The organism is Rhodoglobus sp. GW821-FHT12B09, assembly GCF_058809925.1.
The window spans coordinates 149605-164988 of sequence record NZ_JBXATB010000006.1; the positions used below are offsets into that span (position 1 = coordinate 149605).

Here is a 15384-nt window from a genome sequence, read left to right on the forward strand (position 1 = left end):
CCCCGCTCGCTCCTGCGACTACACCGCCCGGCGGCGGCGAGTCACGATGATGACGACGGCCGCAATGACCAGCAGCAGCACGGCGACGATCAGTATCCACAGCCAGGTCAGGTCTGAGCCGGATGCCACGGGCTCCGCCGTCACGGTCGCGGTCTCGCTCGGCTCGACGACCGGCGCGGCGCAGGCCGCGTCGAGGGGCAGCGTGAACGACACCGGGTCGAACGGCTCCCCGGCCTCGTAGGTGCCGAAGGCCGCGGCACCCGCGGGCGTGAGCACGGTCGGGGCGGAGGTGACCGTCAGAGTGCCGTCCTTGTTCTCCATCGCACCCGAGAGGTCGATGTCGACGAACTCGACGCCCTTCTGGTCGACGGTGGCGCCGTCCTGCGTCGTGCCGCTCACGTCGAGCACCAGCACGGCGGTGTCGGCGTCGATGAACTTCAGCTGCGGGTTCGCGACGGTGGTATCGAGGATGCCGCCGTGGCCGGTGAACTCGACGGCGCCCGTGAAGGCGACGAGGCCGCCCTCGGCGTCGTACGCGCCCTTGCCGCCCGACCAGCCGAACTCGGGGGTCGCGTAGGTCGCGCCGTCGGACACGATCCACTCGCCGTTCGCGATCGACCCGCTGATGTAGCTGCGGAACGACTCCTTGAAGCCCCACGTGAGGGTCCCGGCATCCACCGGACAGCCCTCGGCGGCGGTCGTCACGCGTGCGGCGATCTCGACCTCGACACCGCGGTTGACGCTGCCCTGGAACGTGAGCGTGTGCTTGCCCGTGAGGCCCGCCGGCAGGCGGCCCGTCCAGGTGAGCGTGCCGTCGGCGTCCGCCGTGGCGTTCTTGTCGAGCACGGTCGGCTCCGAGTAGACGACCACGAGGATCCCCTCCTCGTTCGGCTCGAATCCCTCGGCCGTGATGGTGATCTCGTCTCCCGCGACCGGCTTCGCCCCGCTCGCGAGGGTGATGCCCGTCGTGCTCGGCGGGGCGGCTGCGGCGGTGCGCGGCTCCGGGGCCGAGGCCGTCGTGGGCGTGAAGGATGCCGCGGGGCTCCCCACCACGAACGTGACCGGGTCGAGCACCTCGCCGGTGGAGTAGAAGCCCTGGAACGTCGCCGCCCCCGCGCTCGTGAGCGCGGCCGGAGCCCCGGCGAACGTGGTCGACCCCGCGCCCGAGCTCTTCGACGCCGCGCCGAGGAACAGCGTGGCGAAGTTCACGCCCGAGGTCGTCGTGCCGTTGAAGGTCACGTCGACGATGAGCGAGCCGACCGTCGACGAGTCGACCTGCACGCGGGGGTTGCTGAGCGCGATGGAGAAGCCGTGGGCAGGGTAAGAGAAGGTCACCGCGCCCCGGTAGGCGCTGGTGCCGGTGCCGGTCGACTGGTTGAAGGCCGCCGACGACTGCTGCGGGAAGAGGAACGACGGGCCGGAGGAGCCCGCGCCCGCGGAGGTCGCGATGCTGCCGCCCCCGAGCACGTACGACTGGAGGCTCGCCTTCACGCCCCAGATGAGCGATCCGGCCTGGGCCACGACCGGAGCCGTGACGGTGAGCGGAAGGGCCGCGGACTGCGAGGCGGTGAAGGCCGCGGCATCCGCCGGGGTGAAGTACGCCGTGACGGAGTACCCGCCGACCGCGAGGCCGGGCAGCGCGAGAGTCGCGACGCCCCCGGCGACCGGGGCCGACCCGAGCACGGTCGAGCCGTTGCGGAACTGCACCGAGCCGGCAGCGGCGGGCGTGACCGTCGCCTTCAGGGTGACGGTGGTGCCCTGCACTACCGCAGTCGTGGGCGCCGCGGTGAGCGCGAGGGCGGTGGTGACAGCGGGCGGCGGCGGCGCAATCCCGAGGTCGAAGGTGAACGCGAGCGGCGTGCGGCCGGTCGCGCTGCTCACGGTCGAGGCGTACGGCCAGCCCGGGATGCCCGGGGCGCTGCCCGCGAGGAAGCTCGTGAACTCCGAGCTCCAGGTGCCGCCGAGGTTCGCCCAGGTCGCCGTGTCTGCGCCCTGGACCACCGGGACCGAGTTGCCCGCGAGGGTCACGATCGTGACGCGCTGCGGCCCGCGGTCGGGAGCCTGGGCGGGGTCGAACGTGATCGGGTTCGTGCCCACGGCCGTGCCGTAGGAGACCAGTGCGGTCACCGAGCCGTTGCCCGCGGCATCCAGCGTCGCCTGCACGTCTGCCAGCCTGAGCCAGCCGCCGCCCGTCGGCGCGAAGTTCACGGAGGCGCCGCGGAACGCGAGGGTGGCGGAGCCGTCGGCGTTCACCGTGCCCGAGCCGCCGCCCCAGGTCGTGAGGCGCGACGTCGCGTCGAACGAGGCCGGCGCGACGTACGCGGAGGGCAGCGGGTTCGGGCGGCCGGGGTTCGCCGAGTTGAGGTAGGTGGAGAGTCCCCACGCCGCCGAGCCCTCGTCGTAGGTCGTGGAGACACCGGGCTGCGGCGCCACGGTGTGCGCCACAGCGGCGGCGGATGAGGCCGTGTAGGCCGAGGCATCCGTCGGAGTGAAGGAGGCGGAGAAGCTGTGGGCGCCGAGCGCGAAGGCGGTGCTCGAGTAGGAGGCCTGGCCTGCGGTGACGGCGACCGGCGTGCCGACCGGAGTGGTGCCGTCGAGGAACTGGACTGTGCCGTCGGTCGCCGGGGAGACCGTCGCAGTCAGTGTGACCGAGGCGCCCGCGAGGGAGGTGGTGACGGGTGACACGGCGAGCACTGTGGAGGTCGCGGTCGCTGCGGGCGCCTGCTCGACGGGCCAGCTGAAGCTGACCGGGTCGAGGGCGGTGCCCGCGGTGTAGAAGCCGCCGAAGGCCGCAGCCCCGTCGGCGGTCAGCACGGCGGGCACGCCCGAGAACGCGACGGTTCCCGCGCCGGAGCCGTTGGTGCCCGAGGCGAGGTCGAGGGTGGCGAGGGGCACGCCCGTAGCCGTCGCGGTGTCGACGTAGAGCGTCGCGGACGACGCCGACGACTGCACGATGGCCGGGTTGGCGAACAGGATGTCGAGGACTCCGCCGTGGCCGACGAAGTGCACGCTGCCGGGGTAGCTCACCGAGCCGGTCGCGGCCGACACATCCGCGCTGCCGGAGCCGCCCGACCAGCCGAAGGGGGTGGCATCCGTGACGCCGTCGACGGTCCAGGTGCCCGCCGCGATCGGGCCCGTGATGTACGAGCGGAAGCTCGCCTTCACTCCCCAGTCGAGCGTGCCACCGGCGACATCGCCGGGAGCTGCCTGCGCGGCGGTGGCGCCGAAGCTGAGGCCTCCCGCGACGAGAAGGGCGGTGAGGAGGGCGGCGGTCCACGCACGCAGGCGTGGCCGGATGGCGCTGTCGTAGGTCACTGTGATCTCCGGGACGAGGTGCACTTAGCTAAGGCTAAGCTAACTTCGACCATAGGGGGGACCGGCCGTTCCTGTCAAAGAATTGGTAAGGCTTACCTTACTTGAGGCCCGCGCGGTACATCCCGATGTGCATGATCGTCGCTTCTTCGAAGGGCTCGCCGAACTCCTCGAAGCCGAACTTCGCGTACAGCGGCGCCACGTACTGCTGGGCGTGCAGCAGCATCGGCTGGCCGGCGAAGTCCTCGAGGGCGCGCGCCAGGAGCAGCTGGGCGAGGCCCTCCCCGCGGCGGTCGGCGCGCACCACGACGCGGCCGATGATGAGGCGGGCGTCCAGGTGCTCGGGCTCCTCGTTGAGGAGCACGCGGATGTAGGCGGCGCAGCCCGCGGCATCCTCGATCCAGTAGTGCCTGGTGCCCGGCTCCTGGTCGCGGTTGTCGAGCTCCTCCTCGTCGACCTTCTGCTCGACGAAGAACACGTCGGTGCGGAGTTTGACGAAGGAGTAGAGCTCCGAAGTCGTGAGTTCGCTCCACGACTTGGCCAGCACGGGAGAGTCGGTCACGAAACCGAGTTTAATGGGGTCATGACCTACAAGATCGAGAAGACCGAAGACGAGTGGCGCGCGGAGCTGGGCGACCGCTACTCGATCCTCCGTGAGGCCGCCACCGAGCGCCCCTGGTCGGGCGCCCTCCTCGACGAGAAGCGCGCCGGCACCTACACCTGCGGCGCCTGCGGCGCCGAGCTGTTCAAGAGCGGCGCGAAGTTCGACTCGGGCTCCGGCTGGCCGAGCTTCTTCGAGTCCGTCAACCCGGACGCGGTCGAGCTCAAGACCGACACCTCGCTGGGCATGACCCGCACCGAGGTCGTCTGCGGCACCTGCGGCTCGCACCTCGGCCACCTGTTCGACGACGCGTACCAGACCCCCACCGGCGACCGGTACTGCATGAACTCCCTGTCGCTCGACTTCAAGGAGAACTGATCAGCGCGCTCGACGCCGTCCGCGCGCGGCGGTCGTACTCCCACGTCACCGCCGACGCCCCCACCCACGAGGAGCTGATCCCGTTCGTCGAGGCGGCGGCGGGCGTCGCCGACCACGGGTCGCTCGAGCCGTGGCGGTTGATCGAGATCCGGGGCTCCGCGCGGGAGACGATCGGCAAGGCGTTCGCCAAGTCGGGCAGCTCCGCCGACAAGCCGCTGAGGGCCTCGCTGCTCATCGCGGTGGTCGCGATCCACCGGCCGAGCAGCAAGGCGCACGAGTGGGAGCAGGAGGCCGTGGCATCCGGAGTCGCCCACATGCTCAGCCTGTTGCTCGACGAAGCGGGCTGGGGCGTGTTCTGGCGCTCGGGCGACCACACCCGCGCCAAGAGGGTGGCGAAGGCGCACAAGCTGGCGAAGAACGAGAAGCTGCTCGGCTGGCTCTACGTCGGCGGCAAGCCCGAGCGCACGAAGCCGGGCAAGAGGGACAAGTTCAGCCTCGAGAAGCACCTGACGTCGCTCTAGCCGGTATCGCGGCGAGCGCCACGGCCACGAAGGTCGCGATCGTGCCGACGACCGTCGCGGCGGCGATCGGGTGCTCGGCGACCGGCAGGAGAAGGTCGAAGACGAGGGATGCCGCGAGCTGCCCCGCGATCGCACCCAGCCCCAGTAGCAGCACGCCCGTGTAGCGCACGACTATCGCGTAGCCGGCGACGAAGACGATGCCGAGCACGCCGCCCACGTACAGCAGCGGGTTGCCCGGGAACTGCTGCGGCAGCCCCGACACGAGTGCGTGCACGACCAGCACGATGCCGAGCACCGTCGCGCCGACCGCGAAGTTGAAGAAGGTAGCGGTGAGCGCGGAGTTCGACAGCTCCTTGATCTGGCCGTTCACGGCCTGCTGCCAGCCGAGGCCCAGACCGGCGGCGAGCGGCAGGATCAGCACCCACGGCGCAATACCGCCCTGGATCTGCGGCGACACGGCGAACCCGACCGCGAGCACGGCGAGCACCGCGCCGATCAGCCGGAACACGGTCACCGGCTTGGGCGCCATCGTGCCCAGCCCGCGCCGGTCAACGAGCAGCCCGCTGAGGGTCTGCCCGGTCACGGTCGCCACCGTGAACAGCGCGACCCCGAGCAGCGCCGCCGTGAGGCCCTGCGACAGCACGAACAGCCCGCCCGCCGCTCCCCCGACGGCGTACCACCACGGGATCTGCCGGGTGCGGATCGACCGGATGACCGTGCCCACGCCGCGCCGAGTGCTCGGGTGCAGCGCGGCGATGATCGCCATGATGACGAACCCGGAGCCGAAGGAGATGAACGCCGCCAGATACCCGTCGCCGAGCTCCCGCCCCAGCTCCCCGTTGATGCGCGACTGGGTCGCCACCAACGCCCCGCACACGGCAGCCCCGACAACGGCGATCGCCACAGCGGCGCGAGAATGTGTCACCCGCCGAGTCTAGGTAAGGTTGTTCACGCGTTCGCCCCCTTAGCTCAGTTGGCCAGAGCACCGCTCTTGTAAAGCGGGGGTCGTCGGTTCGAATCCGACAGGGGGCTCTTGTATTTGCTGGTCGAATAGCGCCCTCTGGGGGCGCGTATCGAGGCCGCCCGTTCGTCTAGCCCACGTCGTGCCCACGCAGAGCTGTGGCCGAGCATCCGCTGGAGGGCCTTGACGTTCGCGCCGGCCGACACCGCGAGGCTCGCGCAGGTGTGGCGCAGCTCGTGCGGGGTCAGGCCGGGGATGCCGATCTGCTCGGCCGCGTCGTTGAACCAGCCGCGGCGGAACGTGCGGTTGCGCAGCACCGAGCCCGACTTCGAGCTGACGAACACGTGGTCCGCTGGGGTCTTGTCCTCTACGTGGATCGACAGCTGCTCGAGGATGAACTCCGGAACCGGGATCGACCGCTCCTCGTAGTCCTTCGGGCTCGACTCCTCCATGTAGCCGTCGACCTCGACCATCGTGGTGTGCACATCGAGGCGGCCTCGAACGAAGTCGAGGTCGCGCACGCGCAGTCCGGCCAGCTCGCCCCACCGCAGCCCGGTGTACGCGAGCACCAGCACGAGGAGGCCGTAGCCCTCCCCCGCCGGCTTGGCATCGACGGTCGCCGCCAGCTCCGCCACCTGCTGATGAGTGAGGAACTTCTTCCGCTTCTTCGACTGCCGTGGCATCTTCAACCGTGACGCGGGGTTGGCGGGGATCCGACCGTCGTCGACGGCGACCTGGAGGCCGGCACAGAGGACGTTGACGATCTTACGAACCGAGCCGGGGCTCTGAGTCGCGGTGAGCTTCGACGCCCAGAGCTGCGCGTCGAATCGGGTCAGGTCGCCGATGGCGATCGGCCCGAGACTCGGGACGATGTGGAGCCGGACCACGCCCTCAAGACGGTCGAACGTCGAGCGACGGAGGTCGGTGCGGGTCTCGAGCCACTTGTTCATCCAGTCACCGATGCTGACGCGAGCACGGGTCGGATCGATGTAGCGGCCGCTGTTCTTCGCGACCTCTACCGATGCGAGAAATAGCTCGGCGTCACGCTTGGTGCGGAACCCACGCTTGTCGGTCTGCTTGTGATCGGGCTTGCGGTAGCGCACGCGATACCGGCGCCCGCCCGAAGTCTCGTAAGGAGTGACGCTACCCATGGAACGACCTGCCCTCGTTCATTCCCCGAACCTAGCGCGACCTAACGACAACGACTCGCGCTCTAGCCCGACGGCTCCTCGTCAGCCGCGTCGGCGGGATCATCCAACCAACCGAAAGCCTCCTTGACGGCTCTCTCGTCAGTTTCGAGGATCTGCAAACTCAAGCGGATAAGGGAATTCAGTTGCTGAATCCAGGCGTCTGCAAGTTGCACGCTCGCGCCCTGGCTCAGTGAAAGGCTGGGAATGAGGTGACCACGATGCAATACGTTTCGGCATCGCTCCATCGCATGCAACTCGACCGACCACCACTCCGAGTGAGCGACACCGCTGGACATGTAGTAGGCCCGACGATAGAGGTCCATCAGGCCAGACTCTTCCGCCATCGTCCGTATCGATTTGCCTGAGAACGAGTCGCTTGTATCGACGTCCCTGTAATCCAGAACGCCGTCGTTGTGGCTCAGTTTGCGAAGTTGCTCGGCAGCCTCATCAAACCCTGCGGTGCGGAAATCCGTCGGGGTCTCTTCAAGGATTCTCGCGTAGAGCTTCGCCTTCCCAGCGCCGTAGTCCTGAAATCTTTTGTAGATCGATAGATCCTGCTGCGCCATCCATTGGAGGTAGACGCGAACTTCAACAAGCATCCGAGTGATATGAGATGCGTGCTCAGACGTCCACAGGTCCGGAACGGCGAGAATAGCGGCCACGTCACGCCCTGCCCGAAAAACAAGTCCCGCGTTTACCTCTTGTCGTTCCGGTTCGTGCAACTGAGCTGGTGCATTCTCTAGCGCCTGCGCGTAGCTTGCCAGCAGATCGAGTGCGAGTTGATGAAGATGCGCCCCTTCTTCTGGCATATCCACGGGGTCGATTGAGGGGGCCCGCGAGTGTCCATCGTCTGGCTGAGCAGTCACTTTGCCGTCCTTTTTCTTGTTCTCGATGTCCCGACTCCGCAAGCAACGCGTCGTGAGGGAATGGCTACCCCAAAACACGCGAGCCCAGGTTTGCGCTGACTTGAAAGCGTCTGCGTTCTCTGAGATCAGTAGTGCCCGATGAGCTCCCCACATCGCCCGCACCACCGAGTCCGCAGCTGATCTTGTTGCTCTATCGCCCGGGTATGGGGCGAGCAGCTCAATGGTTGGCTGAGAGGTCGAGAATGTCCCCGCTTGAACGGAACTCCATATAGGCAGGCACTTGATTAGCGCCTCCCGATGGCCGTCCTTCAACACGCCCAGTACGGCGGACGCGAGAAAGTCGATGTCCTTCTGGCGCGGAGGCCGCGGACGTTTCGGAGAGAGCCACTCCGCTGGGCGATAGAAGTAGCTTGAAAGCGCATTCTGAACCTTGCGACTCAAGAGCCCCTGTTCCACAGCCCGTTCGATCACAATGCCCTCGGCATCGGGAATCTCCGCGACGAGCGTGTCAAGTCCCGTGAGCCGACCAGTAAGGCAGTCAGCCAAAAAGGACTTCTTTGCGCGGCCGCGAAGGTCGTGTTGGACCTGTTTCTGCCAATCCACGAAGTTGCGGGCTCCAGCATTTCCTATGTCTTCTAAGACCAGAACTGGCCAGAGTAGGTCCGGTAGGTCATCCTTCGCCCAGTCGCCGATTGTCAGAACCCCGGATAGCTGAGTTCGGTAAACACGACCCTTACGCACATGGTCCGCGAGCGGCCCATTCAGCTGATTTGGTTCGGGGAGCTCCACGGCCTGACATTAGACCCTGCCGACGACCCCGCAGCCGAGCGATCCATTCACTGAGCCACCCAGAGAACCGGATACCGTCTCCAATCCCAAACCCTTGCCCTGTCCTACCGCCCCTCCTTTACATCCCAACCTCCCGCCCGGAACTTGTGGAGTGCGGGAGGTTGGGATGCTGGCTCTGCCAGGGAGGGGCGGTAGGACGTGGCAAGACGACCCAAAAGTGTTCGTTTGGGTACTCGCGATGGGTGAGTACCCAAACGAGTACCCTGGCCGCCCATTCGTTTACCTATTCGCGCTGGGTGAATAGGTAAACGAACACCCCGAACCGTCGGCCGCGAGCAACCGACTGCTACCGCGGCAGCACTCCTCGCGATTGATTCAGCGTGCAGGGTCAGCCTGTGTCCGGTCGCGAACAGCTCGGGCCGAGATGGCGGTTTTGTGCAGACTGGAGCTCCTTCATAGGTACGCGCATATTCGCCCGCTCGAGAGTAGGCTCTCCTTAACCCGAGCGTCTCTCAGTGAACGGAGTTCTGCACATGGCTGATCTTTCGAGCGCAATTGAAAACCGACTCCTGGTGGAATTTGTGTACGACGGGCACCCAAGAGTCGTCATTCCGGCGGCTTACGGCGTCCACGTGTCGACCGGCAATGCGGTGCTCCGCGGTTACCAGATTCGCGGTAGCAGCAGTTCGAGGTCGGTCCCGCTCTGGGATCTATTCCTCGTCGCGAAGATGGAGTCGGCCAGAGTGCTCGACGAGGGCTTCACGGCCGACCCGCCAGGGTATGCGCAAAACGACAAGCACATCTCGCCGATTGAGGCACAGCTCTAGAGACCACTTCTCCGCCGAAGGGATCAGAGCGCTTTCACCTCGGCGTAGAGACGCCTCAGGTGTTCGTCAGACATGTCGAGTATCGGCTCGTACATGAATGAATTAACGTGAATGTTTTCGGGAGTCATCAGAACGACGCCCTCGAGTACTTTCGCCGCATCGGCATTCGCCTTGTCTGACTTCATATAGTCAGCCAGCAGTCGGGCAGTCTGATTGGCCTCAATACCTGTTGCCTCTACCTCGTCCGCAAGCGTTCTCAGCATGAACTGTTCGGCCAGCAATCGAGTTGCGATAGATAGAACGATCTTGTTCTCGAAATTTATCCCCGCGTCCGCCGTAAGGCACTCGTCCGCCTCACGGAGTATCGCGTCCACTACTGACTCATCGGCAGTCGGCCAGTCCCCGGCCAGCCCAAAAGTCGAAGAGAAGATCACGTCTAGGTCGTGCTGGAGGATTGCGGATGAACCGCCCTTCCAATGAAGTAGCGACGTCAGCACGTCATAGTCGGCATCCGTAGGACCCTTTGTGTACTCCAGGATGTTGCGAATGAATGGAATGGAGGCATAACGCTTGATGGGGGACTCGAAGAACTTCGCCTTCCAGTCGTTGATGAACGGGTTCTTGATTCCTTCCGCCTGAACGAGCGTGATGCCGTCCGTCGCGCGCTGAGCCATTAGGCAGTTGGAATACCCGACGAATCGGCTCTCCAAGGTGCGGTAAAAGTCGAAGTTGTGAGTGAGGATCACAAGCTTGAAATCCTCCTCGGCTGATATGTCTTTCAGGTATTGAATGATGGCGTACTTGTTCTTGTAGTCGAACGAATCCGCCAAATCGTCCACGACGAAGAGGGTGCTCTGGCCCGAACTGCGTCGCGTCTCCACCTCGAACAAAATATTGAGGATATAAAGCGCCTTCTTTTCCCCGGTGCTCAGCACGTCAAGCAGCGCTGCACGATCGACCGACGCCGTGTCTATCCCATCTCCGAACTCGAACCCTAAACGCAGCACGGGCTCCTGCCCCAACATCACACGCTCACGATTCTTGGCGACAAGCCGGAAAGGGACGAAGAACCTTTCGTTGAAGGTCTCGATTACTTTCTCCCAGCGCGTCTGTTGGGCTGTTGCCTCGGTCTCGATCTCACGTTTGCGAGTCCGCGCGCCCCGAAACGCTGCGACAGCGATGTCAAATAGCTCCTTGTTCTCGGCAAAATAGGAGATCCACACCTTTTCGCGAAATGCTTCGATGTTGGACATCTCCGGCAAGAGTTCTACGCGCTCCGAGACATACTCCAAGAACTTTCGACACTGTTCATTTTTGTTTAGCAGTTTCTCGATTGCTTCAAACTTCTTGGTCAGCTCGGCGTCGGCCTGAATCTTGGCTTTTTCATCCGCGATGAGTTGCGCCAGTTCCTTTTCATCTTCGATCTCTACCGCGATTCCGCCGTTGAGGTGTATGGAGTGGCTAGCTTTGAAGAAGCCGTTATCGGCAAGGCTCTTGGCGACATTCGCCGCGTGCCAAAAATTGAATGCGTCCTTACCGAAATAGGCAGACTCCTCCAACAGCTTGTTGAACTGGGTTACGTACTCAGCGAGGGCGTCCTTGAACCCCGGCGCCTGAAACATCGTTAGGACTTTGTCGTCGAACACGATGTCGTAAGGAACATTGGCGAACATTGGAGTCTCCAGTGCGTCAACCTCCTCCGCCACACGAGTTATAGCCGTGAAGAAGCTGTCGACGTCCTTCGTGAAAGCGCTCGATACCTCCACGCCGACGTCTCGCTTCGTGCCGGCTTGAAGGCGGAGGGCCGAAATCAATTGCGTCTTTGCCGCCTCGATGGTCGCCTGGAGAGTTTCGTACTCGGTGCGCAAAGCAGGGTCGATTAGGAGGGTCGACGTTGACTCGGTTGGACCGAAGTCCTCGTCGTAGGACGGGACGACGACGACATCCTGTCCAGATATCTCGGCTCCGGTCTCGTCTGTCACCTCTCGGACGGTCGCTCGGTCGGGGAACATGTGGTCCGTCGTTTCAAAATCCTGCGAGATATCTAGGAATGTGCGCGCGAATGATGTCTTCATGACCCCGTTCGGCGCGTAGATAGCAACCGACCGCTTCCCCTTGAAGTCGATCGTCGCCGCGAGGTGACGGATGCCGTAGCAGTTCTCTAGATTGAGCTTGAGTTTCTTCATCGCGGTCCGCTCCTGCTCAGGTCTTGGTCCCAATACGTTAGCGAACTAGTTGCTCTCGGATCAGGGCAACAGGTGGGGCGGGTTCTGACGCAACCGAGATGCACCCTCCGGTACGCCTTTTTGCCCACAATTGTGGGCAACCGTGGTCAGACTCATCTGATCACAATGAGTCGTAATCCTCGTAAATATGCGGAAGTTGTGCTCTCCCGTTAGTCATCAGAAGGCCCCGTTTCGTTCTTGTAAAGCGGGGGTCGTCGGTTCGAATCCGACAGGGGGCTCTGTGTTCTGCCGGTCGAGTAGCGCCCTCTGGGGCGCGTATCGAGGCCCGGTGTCGAGGGTCTCCCTGGCGGAGCTGTGGCCTAGCATCCTCTGCAGGGCTTTGACGGTGACACAGTGGCTGCAACTCGGGTAGACCGATCGGTAGAGTCTAGGCAGCGGCTCACGGAGAGCCTCTGGGAGACGAGGAGCCGAGCATGCCTGAACACGAGACAGCGTCCCCCTGGAGGGCCTTCTGGAACCGTGGCGGATGGTGGAAGGCCGTCATCGTCGCCGCGGTGTACTACGTCGTGTATCAGTTCCTTCCGTTGGCGATCGCGCCCATCCTCGTGCCGCTCTTCCGGGGACCGAATGACGCTCAGACCATCGTGTTCGCGTACGCCTTGCCCATCGCGATCGGCGCGGCCGTTCTGACGGCCTTCGCCCTGTCCATCGGATGGCTGAAAGAGCTGTTCGCCCGCCAGCCGATCCGCGGCGGTCGCTGGATGTGGATCGCGGTCGTCATCGTGATCCTCTTCAACGTGGCCAGGCTCGCGACGGTCGACTACGGCGCGGCGGGATTCACCTTCGTGGCCGCATGGCTCTTCACAGGGCTGTTCATCGGTTTCGCGGAGGAGTTCCTCACCCGCGGCATCGTGGTCAACCTCATGCGCAAGGCCGGGCATCCCGAAATCGCCGTCGCCGTGGTGTCAGCCGCGGTCTTCGCTGCGCTTCATTCGGGCAATCTTCTGACCGGACAGTCTCCGTTCGCCACCGCCATCCAGCTCGTGTACACCTTCGGCTTCGGAATCTGCATGTACCTCGCACTCCGGGTAACGGGCAACCTGATCTGGCCGATCCTCCTTCACGCGATGACCGACCCGAGCATCTTCATCCAGACGACCTATCCGGCCGCTGGGCCGCTCACCGCCATCGCAAGCCTCGGCAATTTCCCCGTCATTCTGTTCGGCCTCATCGCGCTCTTCTTCATCCGTGGGCGGGTCCAGCCCAAGAGCCCCGTCCTGACCTAGGAGCACGGTTCCGACCGGCGGGTCAGTCAACCATCCGAGATCGGCCGCGCCGGGTAGAACCAGCGAACGAGGAGGAATCCCACGGCCGCGCCGACCAGCTGGGCCGCGATGAACCCCGGGGCGGAGCCGGGGGCGATGCCGGCGAAGGTGTCGCTGAAGATCCGGCCGATGGTGATGGCGGGGTTGGCGAAGCTCGCCGAGCTGGTGAAGAAGTAGGCGGCGCCGATGTACGCGCCGACCGCGGCGGGAGTGAGGCTGGACCGGCCTGTGCGGGCGAGGACGAAGATGACGAGGATGAGCCCGGCAGTGGCGACAATCTCGGCAAGGAAGTGGCCCGGGGTGAGGCGGCCGGTGGTGCTGATGCTGACGGCGGGGCCGCCGAACATGAGGTTGGCCAGCATCGCGCCGAGGATGCATCCGACGACCTGGGCGGGGATGTACACCGCGGTGTCGCGCCAGGGGCGCAGCCCGCTCGCAGAGTCGACCAGCGAGACCACGGGATTGAAGTGCGCACCACTGAGCGGCCCGAAGATCAGGATGAGCACCGGAAGGCCCAGCGCGGTGGCGAACGCGTTCTCGAGCAGCTGGAGCCCTGTGTCTGAGGGTGAGAGGCGCTGGGCCGCGATGCCCGAGCCGACGACTAGGGCGGCCAGCAGGGCACTGCCGAGCAGTTCGGCGCTGGCACGCCGGACGGTGCTCACGCGGTGACGAGCAGTCGGGCGAGCGAGTCCAGCGCCCCGGGCACGAGCTTGTAGTACGCCCAGGTGCCGCGCTTGGAACGGGTGACGAACCCGGCGTGGGTGAGCACCTTGAGGTGGTGGGAGACGGTGGGCTGGCCGATGTCCAGGGGCTCGGTCAGGTCGCACACGCACGCCTCTTGACCCTCCGACGCCGCGATGATCGAGATGAGCCGGAGTCGGGCCGGGTCGGCGATGGCCTTGAGGGACTTCGCCAGATCGTCAGCCTGTGACTGCGTTATCGCGTCGCGAGTCAGCGGGGCGCAGCAGGCGGCCGCGTCGATCACGGGCAGCAGGGTCATCGTGCTCATGCGCCAACCATAGCGAACATTGACATTCATCGATATAGACGTTCATACTCAGTCCATCGACAGGCGTCGATACGCGAAGGAGAGACCATGACCCTCATCGACCTGGCCGCGCCGGCCATCCGCGACTCGCGTCTCGATGGCCTACCCGTGGCAATCATCGGGGCCGGTCCCATCGGACTGGCTGCCGCCGCGAACCTGGTCGAGCGCGGCGTCGACTTCGTTGTCTACGAAGCGGGCGAGTCGGTTGCCAGCAGCATGCGCTCGTGGGGGCACATCCGCCTGTTCTCCCCGTGGATGCATCTGATCGACCCGGCCGCTCGGCGCCTACTCGAGGCGGACGGATGGACCGAGCCCCGCTACGGAGACAAGGCCCCCACCGGCACGGAACTGGTCGAGAAGTACCTGATCCCGCTCGCCGCCCTCGACTCGATCGCCTCCCGCATCCGCACCGGCGCCACCGTGTCGGCGGTGACCCGTCAGGGCATGGACCGGACCCGCTCCACCGGTCGCGGCGCCACACCCTTCGCCCTCCGCCTCACCGACGCCACCGGCACGGTGATCGAGGTCATCGCCCGCGCCGTGATCGATGCCTCCGGCACCTACCGGAGCGCCAACAGTCTGGGCTCGAACGGTCTCGACCCGCTGGGCATCGAGGAGGCCGCCGACCGCGTCACCGGCGCCCTTCCCGATGTCCTCGGCGCCGACCGCGCCCGGTTCGCCGGCAAGCACATCACCGTGGTCGGCGCCGGCCACTCCGCCGCCAACACCCTCATCAACCTCTCCACGCTCATCCAGACCTCCCCTGACACCACCGTCACGTGGGTGATCCGCAACAGGTCTGCAGTGCGGGTATTCACGTCGGATGACGACGAGCTGGCCGGGCGCGCATCCCTCGGGTCCAAGGTGCAGAAGCTGGTCGACTTCGGTGTCATCACCGTCGTCGAGGGATTCGAGATCGTCGAACTGTCCGTGTCCGGCGACCGGGCCGACATCGCCGGGATGCGCAACGGCAGCATCGAGCACCTCACCACCGACCTGATCGTCAACGCCACCGGCTTCCGCCCCGACCTCGGCATGCTGCGCGAGATCCGGCTGGCCCTGGACGACATCGTCGAGGCCCCCGTGAGGCTGGCGCCGCTCATCGACCCGAACCTGCACAGCTGCGGCACCGTCGAGCCGCACGGATTCGCGGAGCTCGAGCATCCCGAACCGAACTTCTTCATCGCCGGGATGAAGAGCTACGGGCGCGCGCCCACCTTCCTGCTCGCCACGGGCTACGAGCAGGTGCGCTCCATCGCCGCCTACCTTGCTGGCGACCTCGGGGCCGCGACGAACGTCGAGCTGGTGCTGCCCGCGACCGGCGTGTGCTCGACAGGTGCGGCCGCGTCGTCCTGCTGCTCCTAACCCGGGGAGCGGGTT

Annotated in this window: 12 protein-coding genes, 1 tRNA gene and 1 pseudogene; 6 read left to right on the forward strand and 8 right to left on the reverse strand. The window is 65.4% G+C overall.

The window, feature by feature from the left end; genetic code table 11:
* Positions 1 to 18: 18 nt before the first annotated feature.
* Positions 19 to 3339, reverse strand: a complete 3321-nt coding sequence (locus AC1RTC_RS12880; RefSeq protein ID WP_493156268.1) for an HtaA domain-containing protein — start codon at positions 3337 to 3339, stop codon at positions 19 to 21.
* 73 nt (positions 3340 to 3412) lie between these two features.
* Positions 3413 to 3874: a GNAT family N-acetyltransferase gene (locus tag AC1RTC_RS12885; protein ID WP_493156269.1), complete on the reverse strand. Its 462-nt coding sequence runs from the start codon at positions 3872 to 3874 to the stop codon at positions 3413 to 3415.
* Between the two features lie 21 nt (positions 3875 to 3895).
* Here AC1RTC_RS12885 and msrB point away from each other — a divergent pair, with 21 nt between their 5' ends.
* Both msrB and AC1RTC_RS12895 read left to right on the forward strand, forming a co-directional pair.
* Positions 3896 to 4291, forward strand: coding sequence for a peptide-methionine (R)-S-oxide reductase MsrB (msrB, locus tag AC1RTC_RS12890; RefSeq protein WP_493156271.1), 396 nt, complete (start codon positions 3896 to 3898; stop codon positions 4289 to 4291).
* On the forward strand, positions 4291 to 4812 hold the full coding sequence (locus AC1RTC_RS12895; RefSeq protein ID WP_493156326.1) for a nitroreductase family protein: 522 nt from the start codon (positions 4291 to 4293) through the stop codon (positions 4810 to 4812). The genes msrB and AC1RTC_RS12895 overlap by 1 nt, the downstream gene beginning before the upstream one ends.
* Here AC1RTC_RS12895 and AC1RTC_RS12900 read toward each other — a convergent pair.
* The gene (locus AC1RTC_RS12900) at positions 4781 to 5737 is read right to left on the reverse strand and encodes a DMT family transporter (RefSeq protein ID WP_493156273.1); all 957 of its coding nucleotides are present in this window, start codon (positions 5735 to 5737) and stop codon (positions 4781 to 4783) included. The two genes, AC1RTC_RS12895 and AC1RTC_RS12900, sit on opposite strands and share 32 nt — an antisense overlap.
* Before the next feature lie 33 nt (positions 5738 to 5770).
* Here AC1RTC_RS12900 and AC1RTC_RS12905 point away from each other — a divergent pair.
* Positions 5771 to 5844 (forward strand) — tRNA-Thr (locus tag AC1RTC_RS12905).
* Between the two features lie 141 nt (positions 5845 to 5985).
* Here the strand turns inward: AC1RTC_RS12905 and AC1RTC_RS12910 are convergent.
* Positions 5986 to 6924: pseudogene (locus AC1RTC_RS12910) on the reverse strand (site-specific integrase); the annotation flags it as partial.
* Positions 6925 to 6986: 62 nt separating this feature from the next.
* Positions 6987 to 8618, reverse strand: coding sequence for a DUF5677 domain-containing protein (locus tag AC1RTC_RS12915; protein ID WP_493156275.1), 1632 nt, complete (start codon positions 8616 to 8618; stop codon positions 6987 to 6989).
* Between the two features lie 533 nt (positions 8619 to 9151).
* Between AC1RTC_RS12915 and AC1RTC_RS12920 the strand changes: the two genes are divergently transcribed.
* Complete coding sequence (locus AC1RTC_RS12920; RefSeq protein ID WP_493156277.1) at positions 9152 to 9445, forward strand: WYL domain-containing protein; 294 nt, start codon at positions 9152 to 9154, stop codon at positions 9443 to 9445.
* A 23-nt stretch (positions 9446 to 9468) separates the two neighbouring features.
* On the opposite strand, the gene AC1RTC_RS12925 is transcribed toward AC1RTC_RS12920, so the two are convergent.
* The gene (locus AC1RTC_RS12925) at positions 9469 to 11631 is read right to left on the reverse strand and encodes a hypothetical protein (RefSeq protein ID WP_493156279.1); all 2163 of its coding nucleotides are present in this window, start codon (positions 11629 to 11631) and stop codon (positions 9469 to 9471) included.
* Between the two features lie 473 nt (positions 11632 to 12104).
* Between AC1RTC_RS12925 and AC1RTC_RS12930 the strand changes: the two genes are divergently transcribed.
* On the forward strand, positions 12105 to 12917 hold the full coding sequence (locus AC1RTC_RS12930; RefSeq protein WP_493156281.1) for a CPBP family intramembrane glutamic endopeptidase: 813 nt from the start codon (positions 12105 to 12107) through the stop codon (positions 12915 to 12917).
* 26 nt (positions 12918 to 12943) lie between these two features.
* Here AC1RTC_RS12930 and AC1RTC_RS12935 read toward each other — a convergent pair whose 3' ends face one another.
* A complete protein-coding gene (locus AC1RTC_RS12935) occupies positions 12944 to 13618 on the reverse strand; it encodes an aquaporin (protein ID WP_493156283.1) in 675 nt (224 codons plus the stop codon).
* Complete coding sequence (locus AC1RTC_RS12940) at positions 13615 to 13965, reverse strand: ArsR/SmtB family transcription factor (protein WP_493156285.1); 351 nt, start codon at positions 13963 to 13965, stop codon at positions 13615 to 13617. The genes AC1RTC_RS12935 and AC1RTC_RS12940 overlap by 4 nt, the downstream gene beginning before the upstream one ends.
* 87 nt (positions 13966 to 14052) lie before the next feature.
* Between AC1RTC_RS12940 and AC1RTC_RS12945 the strand changes: the two genes are divergently transcribed.
* The gene (locus tag AC1RTC_RS12945) at positions 14053 to 15369 is read left to right on the forward strand and encodes an FAD-dependent oxidoreductase (protein ID WP_493156287.1); all 1317 of its coding nucleotides are present in this window, start codon (positions 14053 to 14055) and stop codon (positions 15367 to 15369) included.
* Positions 15370 to 15384: the final 15 nt, after the last annotated feature.

Bases quoted from the DNA above. Each gene is read 5' to 3' on its own strand.
- AC1RTC_RS12940 (WP_493156285.1), bottom strand. From the start codon at position 13,965: ATGAGCACGATGACCCTGCTGCCCGTGATCGACGCGGCCGCCTGCTGC.
- AC1RTC_RS12920 (WP_493156277.1), top strand. From the start codon at position 9,152: ATGGCTGATCTTTCGAGCGCAATTGAAAACCGACTCCTGGTGGAATTT.
- AC1RTC_RS12930 (WP_493156281.1), top strand. From the start codon at position 12,105: ATGCCTGAACACGAGACAGCGTCCCCCTGGAGGGCCTTCTGGAACCGT.
- msrB (WP_493156271.1), top strand. From the start codon at position 3,896: ATGACCTACAAGATCGAGAAGACCGAAGACGAGTGGCGCGCGGAGCTG.
- AC1RTC_RS12925 (WP_493156279.1), bottom strand. From the start codon at position 11,631: ATGAAGAAACTCAAGCTCAATCTAGAGAACTGCTACGGCATCCGTCAC.
- AC1RTC_RS12945 (WP_493156287.1), top strand. From the start codon at position 14,053: ATGACCCTCATCGACCTGGCCGCGCCGGCCATCCGCGACTCGCGTCTC.